Genomic DNA, 14,663 nt, shown 5'->3' on the forward strand with positions numbered 1-14,663 from the left:
GTCTCCCCGGCGAAATACTTGGCCGCCCGCTGGAGAATCTCCCGCTCGGTGGCGAGCTTCGTGGTCTCGACCTCGAGTTCGTTCACTCTTGCTTCGAGTCGGGCGATCTTCTGTTCGGATGTTTCATGGCTCTTCACAATCCGGGGTGTAGTTGGGGTCTGAAGCCGCCGGTCTCGAGGAGGCTTCTGGCGATGTAGTTGGTCAGGTTGCGGAACCCGAGTGCTGATCCGCGTAGGTGCTCGAGGCGTCCGTTGATGGCTTCGGTGGGTCCGTTGCTGGTGCCGGGGCGGTCGAAGTAGGCCAAGACGTCCTCGGCTCGCTTCTTCAGGGTCCTGCCCAGGGTGATGACCTCGACCAGCGCTGCCGGGACACCGGTGCTGACCGATTCGATGAGCTTGGTCATCAGTTCCCGGCCGCGGCGGCGGTCTGGTTCGCGGTAGGCGGTGATCATCCGTTGGTAGATCCCCCAGGTCGCCTCGACCTCGACGTGCCTGTCGTCGGCGAACAAGGCGCGCAGCCGGTCGGCCTGCTTCTCGGTGAGCAGCCCAGACCCGGTGTGCAGGGTCCGCCTGGCGCGGTACAACGGGTCGTTGCGGCGGCCGCGGTGGCCGTGGAGGTCTTGTTGGACCCGGCGGCGGCACCGGTCCAAGGCGTCGCCCGCCAGCCGCACGACGTGGAAGGGGTCCATGACCGCGACCGCGTCGGGTAGTTCCTCGACCGCGGCGGTCTTGAAGCCGGTGAACCCGTCCATCGCCACTACCTCCACGCCTTGACGCCACTGTTCGGGGCGCTCGGCGAGCCAGGTCTTGAACACCTTCTTGGACCGGCCCTCGATCATGTCCAACAACCGTGCTGGGCCGGTGCCGGCGCGCACCGCGGTCAGGTCGATGACCACGGTGACGTACTTGTCGCCGCGCCTGGTGTGGCGCCACACGTGCTCATCGACCCCGATCGCGGTGACACCGTCATAGCGGTGCTCGCCTTCGATCAGCGCCCGTCTGCCTTCAGCCAGGACGGCGTCGTTGGCGGTGCCCCACGCGACCCCGAGGGCCTCGGCGACGCGGCTCATGGACAGGTGGCCGACCACGATCGCTTCTAGTGCCCACCGCAGCCCGCGGCGCGAGAGCTTGGCCCTCGGCTGCGCGGCGCGGTGGGTGTCTTGGCGCCACACGTGCCCGCATCCGGTGCAGCGGTAGCGGCGCACGGTGATGCGCAGCGTGGTGGGGCGCCACCCGAACGGCTCGTGGGCCAGCTCGCGGGTCACAGTGTCGCGCGGAAGGCCTTCGGCTCCACAGCGACGGCACCACCGTTCCAGGGAGCCTTCGGGTTCGACGACCTTGCAGGCTAGGACCGCCCGCTTCGGTTCGAGGCGTTGTCCGGTCACCACCAGCCCCAGCTCATCGAGGCGGCAGAAGGTCGTCAGATCAGCGCAGGCGAAGGCGCCCGCACGGGTAGCGTCGTGCACGTCGAGGTCTTTCGGGTGGCTGGCGTAGGAACCGCCATCTTCGGAAGACCTCGACCTCTATCCCGGTACCGACGCGCCGACCCCAGCCGCGTCGTCCGCTACACCCTCATCTGCGAAGAGCCTGTTTCATCAGCCGGCGCCGACGGGCTCGTGGTCGAGGGCTTGGACTGCAGCGGGCTGGAGGTCAGCGTTCCGTCGGCGGCGGTCTTCTTGCCGGTCCCGTAGACCTCGAGCCAGCCCCGTAGCGTGCCGCGCACGATGCCGAGGTCCTCGGCGATGCCGCGGACCGTGGCGCCCGGGGTGGACTCGTACAAGTCGACGGCCTGACGACGGAACTCCTCGGAGTAGTTCTTCCTGGCCATGATTCCTGGATCATCTCGCTTCCCCAGCAGGTGCTGGATTCAGCGTGTCCAAGAACCAGGGTCAGGCCCCCCCGGCAGATCGGCTCGACCCCGAACCGCTCACGGTGGCAGTCGATGTAGTCGACCAGCACCGCGGTACTCACTTCAGCTTGCGGTCGAGCTCCGCCGCGGCGAAAAACGCCGACGCCGTCCGCAAGATCTCATTGGCCCGCCGCAGCTCACGCACCTCACGCTCGAGCTCAGCGATGCGCCGCGCCTCCGCAGTGGTCACCCCCGAGCGGTGGCCCTCGTCGATCTCGGCTTGGCCGACCCAGTTGCGCAACGTTTCGGGGTTGATCCCCAACTGCTCAGCGACCCGACGCAGCGCCCCGGACCTCGTGGCCGGATCACGCCGCAGATCGACCGCCATCCGGATCGCTCGCTCCCGAAGTTCCTCGGGGTACTTCCTTGGTGCTGCCATGACTCTCATCCTTCCGTGGAATGAGAGCCTCCATCAGACCCGGCACGAGACACCAAGGCACGTGCCGAGAACAAGGCCCGCATGGGCGAACTCGACGAGACGATCGCCGACCTGACCGGAACCATCGCCGGTATCAAGCAGTCCTCCGCGTACGCCGACGCCCGCGACCTCGATGAGCGCGAGAAGAAGGTCCAGGCCCTCGGCTCGGCTGCCGACGCCGCGCTTGCCTCCGCAGAGCGTGCACGCGGCGCGGAGGTTCGTGAGGTCCGCACCACCGACGAGGTAGCCGCGAGGGCGGTCAGCACGAGTGCGCGAGTCGCAGCAGCCGTCGAGAAGGCCCGCGCGAAGGTTGGCGCCGCTGGCGTCTCTGGTGGGCTCCCGGCGAGCATCGCCGCTACGACCGCTCCGGCCAGCGTCCTCACCGAGCCGGTGCGCCTCACCCGGGACGGCGACCCGACCCCGCTGGACCGTCCGGTCCCGGTTCAGCTATCCGTCACCCCAGACGACCTCGGCAGTGCGATCGAGCAGGTGCGGCTGGTGCAGGTCAGCGCAACCGAACGTGGTCGCCAGGCTGCGGGGCGTCTGGGTAAGGCGAAGGCGCTCGACGTGCAACACGGGAAGGTCGAGGCGGCCGAGCGGCGCGCCGAGGAAGCCGACCAGCGGGCTGGCGAAGCCGAGCAGGTCGAGCTTGAGCGTCAGTCCGAGCTCATGACGTCCGTCGAGTTGTACGCGAACCGGTGGCGCGACTGGGTCTCTTCCGAAGCGACGGTCGCTGCGTTCGGCGCAGAGCCCGACCTGACCGGCACAGGCATCGATGATGTTCTCGCCGACGCAACTGTCCTCATCGGTGACCTCAGCGAAGACGACCTGGTCGAGCTGGACCACGTCGCAGGGTCGCTTGCCGACCCCGTGCGCGAACGACACACGCACACTCTCGCCGCACTCGACGCCGCCGACCAGGTCGACAACGCGGTCCGTGACAACCTGAAGGCAGAACGCGCCCAGCTGGAGTCCGCGATCGACCCGAGCCCGGCCACGCCGACCTGGGTCCGGCCACGTCGCGACGACTCCGTCCCGCTGTGGCGAGCGATCGACTTCGGCGACGACCTCGATGCGAATGACCGCGCCGGCCTCGAAGGAGCACTCCTCGCCTCCGGACTCCTTCTCGCCGACCTGCACCGAGACGGGACCCTGCACGCCGAAGACGGACAGCTGCTTCTGACCCCGACCGGTCCGGTTGACGAAACCCCAGTGACAGGCAAGCTGGTCGCCGACCCGGGGAGCCCAATGCCCGTCGAAGTCGTCGAAGCGGTCCTTGCGCGCATCGGGTTCGGTGACCGCCGCGGAGGAGGGGCCACGTCGCCTAGCGGGGTGTGGGTGGCTCCAGGCGGGTCGTGGGGCTCAGGTCCGCTGACCGGCCGACACCTGCCCGCCATAGCCCGCCACATCGGCGCTACCGCCCGCGCAGACGCGCGGCGGGTGCGCCTGGCAGCCATCGAGGTCGAGCTCGCCCAGCTCACGGCCGCCGCCGAGGTTCGGGCCACTACCCGGGCCGAGGCTCGCGCTGCCCGGGACCGGCTCAGCGCCGCGACCCACAACGCTCCACGGACACAGGCTGTCTCCTCCGCCAGGGTCCGCGTCACCGACGCGACCAACCGAGCCGCGAAGGAACGGTCGCGAGCCCACGACGCTGCAATGCAAGCAGGCGAGATGCGCACGGCCTGGTCCCGTGAGGTCAGCGAACACCGCGCGATCTGCGCCGAGTTCAGCCTTCCGCACACCGCTGACGACCTACATGTCGTCCGGCAGGCCACCGGCGAAGCGGAGACGGCATGCCGTGACCTGAGCAACCTGCTCGGCCAGCTGATCAGCGCGGTCGCCCACCACACGGGGGCCGTCGGAAAGGTCAGAGACCGCGCCGGCGAACGGGTCGAGGACGAGTCGCGCGCCGCGACGGAGTGGGCCGTCTGGCATCGAGAGGCGTCCGAGCTCGAGTCGGTCCGTTCCAGCATCGGGCGGGAGGCGGCCGCGGCGAAGGCCGAGCTGCGCGAATGCGAGACCACCCGCACGGCCCTCGAAGGTGAGCTGGAGTCCGCACGGAACCTCGACTCCCGTCTGGGTGTGGAGGTCGGCACCGCCGAAGCTGAGGCTCGCGCTGCCGCCGAACGAGTCACAACAACCCAAGCGGAGCTTGTCGCCGCGTTCGACAAGTTCCGTCGACGGCTGGCGCTGCCGGGCATCGCAGCAGCAGCATTCGCCGAGTCGCCGGAGCCCATCGAGCTACCCGAGGTCACCCCGGCCGCCGTACGCAAGGCAGTGACCCGCGTTGCCGCCGGCCTGCGTCGACACAGCCAGGGCGCCGATGAGAACTCGCTCTTCGGTCCGCAGCGCACCCTGGACCGAGACCTGTCAGGCTCCTACGACGTCATCACCGAGGTCCGCGACGGTGTTCGCCTCGTCGAACTGTCCGACGCGACCGGACGACGCAGCATCGCCGCCGCCGCCGAACTCGCCCGGACCGTCGAAGAGGGCCGAAACGCGCTCAGCGAACGTGAGCGGAGCGTCTTCACCGAGTTCGTGCTCGGCGGAGTCGCCGAAGAGCTTCGCCGCCGACTGGACCAGGCCGACGAGCTCATCGCCGCGATGAACGCGTCACTGGCCACCATCCGCACCTCGCACGGCATCGGGGTCAAGCTGCGGTGGAAGGTATCGGAGAGTTCCGACCCGGCCGTCGTGCGCATCAAGGAGCTCGTGTCCACCGCCGGTGCGGTGAGGTCCGCCGACCAGACCGCCGAACTGACCGAGCTCCTTAAGGACCGCGTCAACGAGGCGTTCGAGCTCGATGAGTCCGCGGGCTACGCCACCCACCTGCGCGACGCACTGGACTATCGGTCCTGGCACACAGTCGAGGTCATCATTCTCGGTCCGAAGCCGGGCCAGGAGCGACGCATTAGCCGCAAGGCGCGACTCTCGCAGGGCGAGACGCGGTTCGTGTCCTACGTGGCCCTGTTCGCTGCCATCGACGCCTACCTTTCCGGTCTGCCCGACACCGGGCGTGCGCTCCGGCTGCTGCTACTGGACGACGCGTTCGCCAAGGTCGACAACCGCACCATCGGTGAGCTCATGGGGCTGCTGGTCCGGCTCGACGTCGACTTCGCTATGACCGGGCACGCCTTGTGGGGTGACTACCCGCAGGTGCCGGCGCTGGACTGTTACGAAGTCCGCCGAGTCGAAGGGTCGGCCGCTGTGACGACCCACGTCCGTTGGGACGGACACACCCGACACCTCCGGGCAGCGCCGCGATGACCGACCATGCCCTGCCGCCGGCGACACGCGAGTACCTGCTCCACCTCGACCTGATGCCCCTGTGGGATGCCGTTCGCGGCAGGCTCGAACGAAACGGTATCCAGGTCACCGGCACTGTGAGTGTCACCCTGAACGAACAGGGCGTCGACCGTCTCAGCGGCCTCCTCGGCAGGCGCGTGACAAGCCCCGCCCGCGTGCGCCTCGCAGACGTGGACGCGGCCCTGCGGCGGTCCGCTGCAGCAGCTGGGCTGGTGACCGTCATCGAGGCGCTCATCGGGCCGCTCGTGGACCGCAAGGCCGCCCGTGTGGCTCGGACCGAGGCGCGAGCCAGCACAGCCGCCCTATTTGACGGTGCGCTCGCCGCCGCAGGGGTCGGCGATCAGGAGTGGGTCGCGGGTTTCGTTCAGGGAACCCGGCAGGCAGGCATCCTCACTAAGGCCGGCGATGGCGCCAACGCCGCCGTCGTGCACGCGGGTGCCGTCCTGGCCGAGCTTGCGGCATCCGGTGTACTTGAGCCATCAAGGTCCGCGTCCGAGCGACCAACCGAGTGGGGCTTGGCTGAACTGGCGACCAAGTGCACCGGTGACGCGCACGGGCTCGACTCGGGCCGCGTCGCCGCCGCCCTCGTGCTGCGTGCCGCGGCCGCCGCTCACGGTCTCCATCCACCGGAGTCGGCGGCCGAGGTCCGGAGCATGTGGACCCTTCTCGGGGTGGTGCCTGATGAGCTTTCCGGAACAGTGCTGGTCTGGTCGCTACGGCCACCGGGCGACGATCCCTGGTCCGTCATGATGCGCGCCCGAGCCGATCTTGGCTTGGTCACTCACCTGACGTTGCACGAACTGAACGGCGTCGCCGCCAAGCTGGCCTGGACGGTCGCAGGGACCACCGTGTCGGTCTGCGAGAACCCGCAGGTCCTCCAAGCGGCTGCACGAGCAGGATCGGCGGGCGCTCTGGTGTGCACCTCCGGCAACCCCGCGAGCGCCGCCTGGGTTCTACTCCGCGGCTTAGTAGGGCAAGGCGCACTGGTTCGTTATCACGGCGACTTCGACTGGCCCGGAGTCGTGATCGCCGGACGCATCCTGGCTGCGGGGGTGCAGCCGTGGCGCATGGGCGCCAGCGACTACGAGGACGCTGTCGCGGCGGCTAGCTCGGCTAACAAGCTGCCGCTCGCAGGGACCCCAGGTGCGACACCTTGGGACCCGCAACTCGCGGTAAGTATGTCGCGCATCGGAGTTGCAGTCCATGAGGAGGCCCTCCTCAACGTGCTGCTCGCGGACCTCTAGAGGCGTCGCCCGCGTCGCTGTCTAAACCCCCGACCCGGCGCTTGATGCCTACGCCGCGTGGGGTGCAGTGGGTACGCACAAGGATGAGAAACGGCGCCTGACGCTGGAAGACGTCGGAAGACGTTTTCGCAGGTCAGACGCCGTTTCAGGCATCTAGCCGCAGGTCACGAAGACCCCGGAATCAGATGTCGTAGTAGAGCTCGAACTCGTGCGGGTGCGGACGCAGCTGCACGGGCGCGATCTCGTGGGTGCGCTTGTAGTCGATCCAGGTCTCGATGAGGTCCGGGGTGAAGACGTTGCCCACGGTCAGGTAGTCGTGGTCGGCCTCGAGCGCGTCGAGGACGGCCCCCAGGCTGGTGGGGACCTGGGCGATCTCGGCCATCTCGTCCGGCGGGAGCTCGTAGATGTCCTTGTCGATCGGCGCGGGCGGCTCGATCTTGTTCTTGATGCCGTCGACGCCGGCGAGCATCAGCGCGGAGAAGGCGAGGTAGGGGTTCGCCGACGGGTCGGGGAACCGCGCCTCGACGCGCTTGGCCTTGGGGTTGGCACCGGTGATCGGGATGCGGACCGAGGCCGAGCGGTTGCGCGAGGAGTACACCAGCGAGATCGGGGCCTCGTAGCCGGGCACCAGGCGGTGGAAGGAGTTCACCGAGGGGTTGGTGAAGGCCAGCAGCGAGGGGGCGTGCGCCAGGATGCCGCCGATGTACCACCGGGCGGTGTCCGAGAGGCCGCCGTAGCCGGTCTCGGAGTAGAACAGGGGCTCCCCGTCCTTCCACAGCGACGAGTGCACGTGCATGCCCGAACCGTTGTCGCCGAAGATCGGCTTCGGCATGAAGGTGACCGACTTGCCGGCGTGCCAGGCGGTGTTCTTGATGATGTACTTGAACTTCATCACGTCGTCGGCGGCCTTGAGCAGCGTGTCGAAGCGGTAGTTGATCTCCGCCTGACCGGCCGTGCCGACCTCGTGGTGGGCGCGCTCGACGAGCAGGCCGGCGCCCTCGAGGTTCTTGACCATGTCGTCGCGCAGGTCGCCGTAGTGGTCGTAGGGGGCGACGGGGAAGTAACCACCCTTGAAGCGGGTCTTGTAGCCGCGGTTGTCACCCTCCTTGCCGGAGTTCCACCACCCCTCCTCGGAGTCGATGTGGAAGTAGCCCTCGTTGGGACCGGTGGAGTAGCGCACCGAGTCGAAGATGTAGAACTCCGCCTCGGGGGCGAAGAACGCGGTGTCGGCGATGCCGGTGGTGGAAAGGTAGGCCAGCGCCTTGCGGGCGATGTTGCGCGGGTCGCGGGAGTAGGCCTCACCCGAGATCGGGTCGTGGATGAAGAAGTTCACCGCGAGGGTCTTGGCGGTGCGGAAGGTGTCGATGAAGGCCGTCGTCGGGTCCGGGAACAGCGACATGTCGGACTCGTTGATCGCCTGGAACCCGCGGATCGAGGAGCCGTCGAAGGCCAGACCGTCCGTGGCCACCGACTCGTCGAACGAGGAGGCCGGGACCGTGAAGTGCTGCATGATGCCGGGAAGGTCGCAGAAGCGGATGTCGATCATCTCGACACCCTCGTCCTTCACGTACTTGAGGAGCTCGTCGAAGCTCTGGAACATTCGTCCTCCTGTGGCGCGCCCCAGCAGCGCAACCGGCCGATCTGTGAAGAGTGGACAGCCCTCGGCACCGTTGCCGCAGACGTGTGCCCTCACCCTAGGAGGGCGGGGGTTTCTCGACCGTATCGGAAGTGTTTCCGGCATGTAACAGCATGTCCGGGCTGGTGCCACCCTGCGCGACGATGCCTTCCCGACCGCCACCTAGGCTGGGCCCGTGACCGCTCCTGTCGTTCTCGAGGCCGCCAGCTGGCCGCGCCGCATGCTCGCGCTGGCCGTCGACTGGTTCGCGTGCACGCTGATCCTCATCTTCTTCGTCGGCAGCGACGTGTGGCTGGACGGTGACTGGACCAACTTCGTCGTCCTGGGGATCTTCGTCGTGGAGTCGGCCCTGCTCACCGCGACCGTCGGCGGCTCCTTCGGCCAGGTCGCGACCCGGCTGCGCGTCGTCCGCGCCAACGGCGACCCCCGCCCCGTCGACCTGCTGCCGGCCCTCGGCCGGCAGCTGCTCGTGGGCCTGGTCATCCCGCCGCTGGTCTTCCGCCCCGACGGGCGCGGCCTGCACGACATGGCCACCGGCACCGTGTGCGTGACCCTGCAGACGGCGCTCGGACGGACCGCACCCGTCCGTTAGCCGGGGACGCCACGGCGCCTACGGGTCCCGCAGAGGGCCTACGCTCGAGGCCATGCGCACCCGTCTCGCCACGCTCGCCCTCACCGTCCCGCTCGGCCTCGCCGCCCTCACCGCGTGCGGGGGTGACGACGCCGCCGAGGACGCCGCTCCCGCCGGCTCCAGCACCGGTGCCGAGGAGGAGGCGGACCCCGAGGACGACGGCGACGCCGAGGAGGTCTCGGTCGCCGCGGGCGAGGAGATCAGCGCCGAGGAGTTCACCGACCTGATGGTCTCCGCGTTCGAGAAGGCCACCACCGCCGACATCACCATGGAGATGACCGCCGGCGGCCAGGAGATCGAGTCCGACGGCCAGGCCGACTACCGCACCCAGCCGCCGTCGATGCGGATGGAGATGAGCGGCATGGGCGGGATGGGCGAGATGACGATGATCATGGTCGACAACGTGATCTACATGCGGGTCGCGCAGATGGACGACAAGTTCATCAAGCTCGACCTCGACGACCCCGCCAACCCCATGGGCGACACCTTCACCAACCAGCTCGACCCGCGCGCCCAGGCCGAGGTCATCGAGGCCGGTCTGGTCTCCGCGACGTACGTCGGCGAGGAGGAGGTCGGGGGCGAGGACCGGGACCGCTACACCGCGGTCGTGGACTCCGAGGCGATGTTCGAGCAGATGGAGCTCGACCCCGCCGCCGCGGGCGCGCTGCCCGAGGAGGTCACCTACGACCTGTGGTTCGACGACGAGGGCCGCTTCGCCCAGATGGTCGTCGACATGGGCGCCACGGCCGGCGAGGTCGTGATGCGCTTCGAGAACTGGGGCACCGACGTCGACATCGAGGCCCCGCCGGCCAGCCAGGTCACCGACATGGGGGCCATGACCGGCGCCAGCTGAGCCCTGGCCGGAGGAGGGCCGGAGGAGGGCCGGAGGAGGGTCAGCGCCCGCGCATCTGCGAGCGCAGGCCCTTCATGCTCGTCGGCACCGGGCCCTTGGGCAGCGGGACGGCCGAGCGGGTGGCGTCGAGGGCCTTGATCCGGTTGAGCACGTCAGTCATGTCCGCGGGGCGCAGCGTGCGCTTCTTCTTCTGGATGTGACGCATCAGCTTGGGCAGCGGGACCTCGCCCTCGCCGCGGCCGCAGACGACCTCGTGGATGGTGATCTCCGAGGCGACCCGCTCGTGCTTGCGGCGCTCGGCGGCCAGCAGCGAGCGGACCCGGCTGGGCTGGCCCTCCCCGACGAGCACGATGCCCGGGGGACCCACCACGCGGTGCACGACGTCCTGCTGCTTGGTAAAGCCAACGGCGGGGTCGACCTTCCAGCCGCGGCGCAGCATGTTGAGCGCCGCGGCGGCGGCGCCCGGCTGCCCCTCCATCTGGGAGTACGCCGCCTTCTGGGCGCGCCGGCTGAAGACGATGAGCACCGCGAGGGTGCCGAAGAGCGTGCCGCCGACGACCGCGAGGATCCACTCCAGGACGCCGCTGCCGGGCAGGATCCAGAAGAGCCCGAACCCGGCCAGGCCCGCCACCAGGAAGACCGCCAGGAGGACCAGCCCGATGTGCTTGTCGCTGCGCTTGGTGATCCGGTAGGTCTCGACCAGCTGCTGGCGGCGGTTCATCGAGCCGGGCGCCGGGGGAGCGGACTGCTCACCCTTCGCGGCCTTCGGGGTGCGGGCGGACTTCTCGCTGCGTGCCATCGGCGGTGCGTGCCTCGTTCTTCTCTGGCGGTCCGGGGGCGGACGCCCGGTGGGCGGACGGGTCAGACGGTGGCGCCCTGGCGGGCGTCCATCGCCTGACGGTACAGCCGACCAGCGCGGTAGGACGAACGCACCAGGGGTCCGGACATGACACCGGAGAAGCCGATCTCCTCGGCCTCGGCCGCGAGCTCGACGAACTCCTCGGGCTTGACCCAGCGCTCCACGGGGTGGTGGCGCAGCGACGGGCGGAGGTACTGCGTGATGGTGATGAGCTCGCAGCCGGCCGCGTGCAGGTCGACCAGCGCCTGGCTGACCTCCTCGCGGGTCTCGCCCATCCCGAGGATGAGGTTGGACTTGGTCACCAGACCGAAGTCGCGAGCCTGGGTGAGCACGTCGAGGGAGCGCTCGTAGCGGAAGGCCGGACGGATCCGCTTGAAGATCCGCGGCACGGTCTCGACGTTGTGCGCCAGCACCTCGGGGCGGGACTCGAAGACCTCAGCCAGCAGGTCGGGCTTGCCGTTGAAGTCGGGGATGAGGTTCTCGACCCCGGTGTCGGGGTTGAGCTCGTGGATGGCGCGGACGGTCTCGGCGTACAGCCAGGCTCCGCCGTCCTCGAGGTCGTCGCGGGCGACGCCGGTGATGGTGGCGTAGCGCAGCCCCATCGTGCGCACCGACTCCGCGACCCGGCGCGGCTCGTCGCGGTCCAGCGGCTCGGGCTTGCCGGTGTCGATCTGGCAGAAGTCGCAGCGTCGCGTGCACTGGTCGCCGCCGATGAGGAAGGTCGCCTCGCGGTCCTCCCAGCACTCGAAGATGTTGGGGCAGCCGGCCTCCTGGCACACGGTGTGCAGGCCCTCGGACTTCACCAGGCCCTGGAGCTCCTTGTACGCCGGGCCCATCTTCGCCCGGGTCTTGATCCACTCCGGCTTGCGCTCGATCGGGGTCTCCGCGTTGCGGACCTCCAGTCGGAGGAGCTTCCTGCCGTCGGGTGCCGGTGCCTGTGCCACGGCCTCGACTCTACGCCGGTGGGCCAGGTCACCGGACATCGGTGAGGGGGTGCCCGCCGGCATGTCCGGGGCGGCGCCCAGGAGGCGGCTCAGGGGACGTCGCGGCGGCGGAACGAGACGACCGAGGCGGCGACGACGACCAGCAGCCCGGTGCCGAGGTAGAGCCCGCCGTCGGCGGCGCTGATGGTGCGCTCGCCGTCGCACTCGGGACCGCCTCCGCGGCCCGTGAAGCACTCGGGGGGCACCGACGACTCGTCGTAGTAGGAGGCCCCGTCCTGGACGACGGCCAGGACGTTGAGCGGCGGGGTCCAGCGCGCGCTGCTCTGGCCGACGATGCCGAGGACCGCACCGCTGGCGACGGCGAGGGCGAAGAGCACGCCGACTGTCGCCACGGTGCTGCGGAAGAGCATCGTCAGGGCGTAGCCGGCCAGCGCCGCGGCCGCGCCGAGCGCGCCGGTGCGCAGCACCTGCTCGAAGCCGTCGCGGACCACGCCGTCGGGCACCGGCAGGTCCCGGCTGGCGGCCAGGCCCAGCAGTCCCGACCAGTACGCCGCCAGCACGGCGGTCCCGAGCAGGCCGGCGACCAGCACCAGGGCTGCGGCCTTGGTCGCCCAGACGCGACCGCGTCGCGGCTCGAAGAGCAGCTGGTTGCTCATCGAGCCGGTGTTCCAGTCGTGGCCCACGAAGGTGGTGCCGGCCAGGACCAGCAGGAGCAGGACGAGGGTGCTCGCGGCCAGCAGGCCGTCGTCGAGCTCGCCCTGGACCGAGAGCGGCTGCCGACCGCCGTACCAGCCGGCGACGACGTCGCGGCAGGCACCCGGCTCGGCGCCGGCCTCGAGGTAAGCCTCCGGCCGTCGCTCGCACCGGGTCACCTCCCGCTGCGCGTACCGGTCGGCGAGCAGCGCGTCGACCTCCGCCTCGGTCATCGGGCGGCTGCCCCAGGCGGTGCCCGCGAGCAGCAGCGCGGGCAGGACCACGGCGGCGACGAGGAGCAGCAGGACCGCGCGTCGCCAGCGCAGCCGGGTCACCTCGACCCGGAGCTGTCCCGACGTCGAGGCGCTCACGAGGCCTGCTCCCGGCCGACGGTGCCCTGCCCGGCCAGGCCCTCGCCGGCGGTGAGGGAGAGGAAGTAGGACTCCAGGTCCTGGCGCGCCGGGGCGAGCTCGGTGACCCACACGTCCTCGCGGGCCAGGAGCCGGGTGACGGCCGCGGGGTCGTCGGTCTGCACCACCAGGGCGTCGGCGGGCTGGTCGGGATCGCCCCCGGTGACCGCGAGCCCCGCCGTGCGCAGGATGCCTGCGGCGGCCGCGGGGTCGGTGCTGCGCACCCGGAAGCGGTCGGCGGCGCCCAGGAGACCCTCGACCGCGCCGGAGGCCAGCACCCGGCCCTGGCCGATGATGGTGACCGAGGAGCAGACCTGCTGGACCTCGGCGAGGATGTGCGAGCTCAGCAGCACCGTCGTGCCGGACTCCCCGAGGGTGCGGATGGTCTCGCGCACCTCGCGGATGCCGGCCGGGTCCAGGCCGTTGGTCGGCTCGTCGAGGATGAGCAGCGTCGGCTGCTTGAGCAGGGTCGCGGCGATCGCGAGCCGCTGCTTCATACCCAGGGAGTAGGCCTTGTAGCGGTCGCCCTCGCGACCGGCCAGACTCACGGTCTCGACGGCGGCGTCCACGCGGGAGTCCGGCGCCCCGATGGAGCGCGCGAGCAGCAGCAGGTTGCGCCGGCCGGAGAGGTTCGGGGAGAACTTCGGCGACTCCACGACGGCACCGACGCGGTCGACCACGTGCGGGAGCCGGTCGGGCACCGGCTCGCCGAGCAGCCGCATGGTGCCGGCGCTGGCGCGCGCCAGCCCGAGGAGCATCCGGATCGTCGTGGTCTTGCCCGACCCGTTGGGGCCCAGGAAGCCGTGGACGCCGCCCGCCTCGACGTGCAGGTCCAGGCCGGCCACGGCCAGCCGCGTGCCGCGGCGGGTCCGGAACTCCTTGCGCAGGCCTGTGGTCTCGATGACCGGCCCCGAGTGGCTGCTCACCGCCGCAGCGTCCCACGCGGGCGACGCCGCCGGGCGCCAGCGGCGCCGCCCGCGTGTCAGCCGTGGTCAGGGGGTCCTGGAGGGCGACAGGACCTCGATGCGCGGCCCACTCACGGCGGCGCGCCCGGGCTCGGGGCGCGCCTCGTAGTCGGGCGTGGCGGCGTACTCCTCCCAGCGCAGGAGGCGCTCCAGCTCTCGCTGCAGGACGGGCAGCACCTCGGTGACGGTCACCTCGCGACCGGTCTCGAGGGTCAGCGACGTGACGCCGGCGTCGCTGATGCCGCAGGGGACGAACCGGTCGTACCACGACATGTCGACGTCGCAGTTGAGCGAGATGCCGTGCATCGTCACCCCGCGCGAGACCCGGATGCCGATGGCGCCGATCTTGCGCTCGGGACGCGTGGCGTCGGCCCGCAGCCAGACCCCGCTGCGGCCCGGCACCCGGGCGGTCTCGACCCCGAAGGCCGCGCAGGTGGCGATCATCGCCTCCTCCATCCGGCGCACGAAGTCGACGACCTTGACGTGGTCGGGCAGCCGGACGATCGGGTAGGCCACGAGCTGGCCGGGGCCGTGGTAGGTGATCTTGCCGCCGCGGTCCACGTCGATCACCGGGGCGCCGCCGGGGTCGGCGGGCCGCTCGTGCGGGTCGGTGCGCTTGCCGGCGGTGTACGTCGGGGGGTGCTCCAGCAGCAGGACCGTGCCGGGCCGCGTGCCCTCGACGACCTCGGCGTGCACGGCACGCTGGAGGTCCCAGGCCTCGAGGTAGTCCACGGCGCGCGCGGGGGAGTCGCCGAGCCCGACGACCTGGAAGGCGGTCATGCCCACGACCCTACGC

At 70.3% G+C, this 14,663-nt stretch carries 11 protein-coding genes and 2 pseudogenes; 4 read left to right on the plus strand and 9 right to left on the minus strand.

Annotation, left to right across the window (positions count from 1 at the left end; genetic code table 11):
• Nucleotides 1-133 precede the first annotated feature (133 nt).
• The 3 genes and pseudogenes from ACYVID_RS05165 to ACYVID_RS05175 all read right to left on the minus strand — a co-directional run.
• Nucleotides 134-1,465: an ISL3 family transposase gene (locus ACYVID_RS05165; protein WP_300401845.1), complete on the minus strand. Its 1,332-nt coding sequence runs from the start codon at nt 1,463-1,465 to the stop codon at nt 134-136.
• Between the two features lie 122 nt (nt 1,466-1,587).
• Nucleotides 1,588-1,827 (minus strand): annotated as a pseudogene (locus ACYVID_RS05170) (transposase); the annotation flags it as partial.
• 71 nt (nt 1,828-1,898) lie between these two features.
• Nucleotides 1,899-2,236: pseudogene (locus tag ACYVID_RS05175) on the minus strand (transposase); the annotation flags it as partial.
• Between the two features lie 132 nt (nt 2,237-2,368).
• Between ACYVID_RS05175 and ACYVID_RS05180 the strand changes: the two are divergent.
• Nucleotides 2,369-5,593 carry an SbcC/MukB-like Walker B domain-containing protein gene (locus ACYVID_RS05180; protein ID WP_460735093.1) on the plus strand — a complete coding sequence of 1,075 codons (3,225 nt, stop codon included), beginning with the start codon at nt 2,369-2,371 and terminating at the stop codon, nt 5,591-5,593.
• Nucleotides 5,590-6,876: a TIGR02679 family protein gene (locus tag ACYVID_RS05185; protein WP_460735095.1), complete on the plus strand. Its 1,287-nt coding sequence runs from the start codon at nt 5,590-5,592 to the stop codon at nt 6,874-6,876. Before ACYVID_RS05180 ends, ACYVID_RS05185 begins: the two co-directional genes overlap by 4 nt.
• A gap of 181 nt (nt 6,877-7,057) precedes the next feature.
• Here the strand turns inward: ACYVID_RS05185 and glnA are convergent, their stop codons facing one another.
• Nucleotides 7,058-8,476, minus strand: a complete 1,419-nt coding sequence (gene glnA, locus ACYVID_RS05190) for a type I glutamate--ammonia ligase (RefSeq protein WP_460735097.1) — start codon at nt 8,474-8,476, stop codon at nt 7,058-7,060.
• A 211-nt stretch (nt 8,477-8,687) separates the two neighbouring features.
• Between glnA and ACYVID_RS05195 the strand changes: the two genes are divergently transcribed.
• Complete coding sequence (locus ACYVID_RS05195; RefSeq protein WP_460735099.1) at nt 8,688-9,104, plus strand: RDD family protein; 417 nt, start codon at nt 8,688-8,690, stop codon at nt 9,102-9,104.
• Nucleotides 9,105-9,156: 52 nt separating this feature from the next.
• On the plus strand, nt 9,157-9,996 hold the full coding sequence (locus ACYVID_RS05200) for a hypothetical protein (protein WP_460735101.1): 840 nt from the start codon (nt 9,157-9,159) through the stop codon (nt 9,994-9,996).
• 40 nt (nt 9,997-10,036) lie between these two features.
• Here the strand turns inward: ACYVID_RS05200 and ACYVID_RS05205 are convergent, their stop codons facing one another.
• The 5 genes from ACYVID_RS05205 to lipB all read right to left on the minus strand — a co-directional run bounded on the left by ACYVID_RS05205 (nt 10,037) and on the right by lipB (nt 14,647).
• Nucleotides 10,037-10,795, minus strand: a complete 759-nt coding sequence (locus ACYVID_RS05205; RefSeq protein WP_460735103.1) for a DUF4191 domain-containing protein — start codon at nt 10,793-10,795, stop codon at nt 10,037-10,039.
• 62 nt (nt 10,796-10,857) lie between these two features.
• The gene (gene lipA / locus ACYVID_RS05210; RefSeq protein ID WP_460735105.1) at nt 10,858-11,838 is read right to left on the minus strand and encodes a lipoyl synthase; all 981 of its coding nucleotides are present in this window, start codon (nt 11,836-11,838) and stop codon (nt 10,858-10,860) included.
• Nucleotides 11,839-11,888: 50 nt separating this feature from the next.
• A complete protein-coding gene (locus tag ACYVID_RS05215; RefSeq protein ID WP_460735107.1) occupies nt 11,889-12,863 on the minus strand; it encodes a hypothetical protein in 975 nt (324 codons plus the stop codon).
• Nucleotides 12,860-13,828, minus strand: coding sequence for an ABC transporter ATP-binding protein (locus ACYVID_RS05220; protein ID WP_460735109.1), 969 nt, complete (start codon nt 13,826-13,828; stop codon nt 12,860-12,862). The genes ACYVID_RS05215 and ACYVID_RS05220 overlap by 4 nt, the downstream gene beginning before the upstream one ends.
• 66 nt (nt 13,829-13,894) lie before the next feature.
• A complete protein-coding gene (gene lipB / locus ACYVID_RS05225; RefSeq protein WP_460735111.1) occupies nt 13,895-14,647 on the minus strand; it encodes a lipoyl(octanoyl) transferase LipB in 753 nt (250 codons plus the stop codon).
• Nucleotides 14,648-14,663 lie beyond the last annotated feature (16 nt).

This window comes from Nocardioides ginkgobilobae, from assembly GCF_054781275.1.

What these genes read in the sequence shown, in the direction of transcription:
- ACYVID_RS05180 (WP_460735093.1), top strand. Translation starts at nt 2,369, where the DNA reads ATGGGCGAACTCGACGAGACGATCGCCGACCTGACCGGAACCATCGCC.
- ACYVID_RS05185 (WP_460735095.1), top strand. Translation starts at nt 5,590, where the DNA reads ATGACCGACCATGCCCTGCCGCCGGCGACACGCGAGTACCTGCTCCAC.
- glnA (WP_460735097.1), bottom strand. Translation starts at nt 8,476, where the DNA reads ATGTTCCAGAGCTTCGACGAGCTCCTCAAGTACGTGAAGGACGAGGGT.
- ACYVID_RS05200 (WP_460735101.1), top strand. Translation starts at nt 9,157, where the DNA reads ATGCGCACCCGTCTCGCCACGCTCGCCCTCACCGTCCCGCTCGGCCTC.
- ACYVID_RS05205 (WP_460735103.1), bottom strand. Translation starts at nt 10,795, where the DNA reads ATGGCACGCAGCGAGAAGTCCGCCCGCACCCCGAAGGCCGCGAAGGGT.
- lipA (WP_460735105.1), bottom strand. Translation starts at nt 11,838, where the DNA reads ATGTCCGGTGACCTGGCCCACCGGCGTAGAGTCGAGGCCGTGGCACAG.
- lipB (WP_460735111.1), bottom strand. Translation starts at nt 14,647, where the DNA reads ATGACCGCCTTCCAGGTCGTCGGGCTCGGCGACTCCCCCGCGCGCGCC.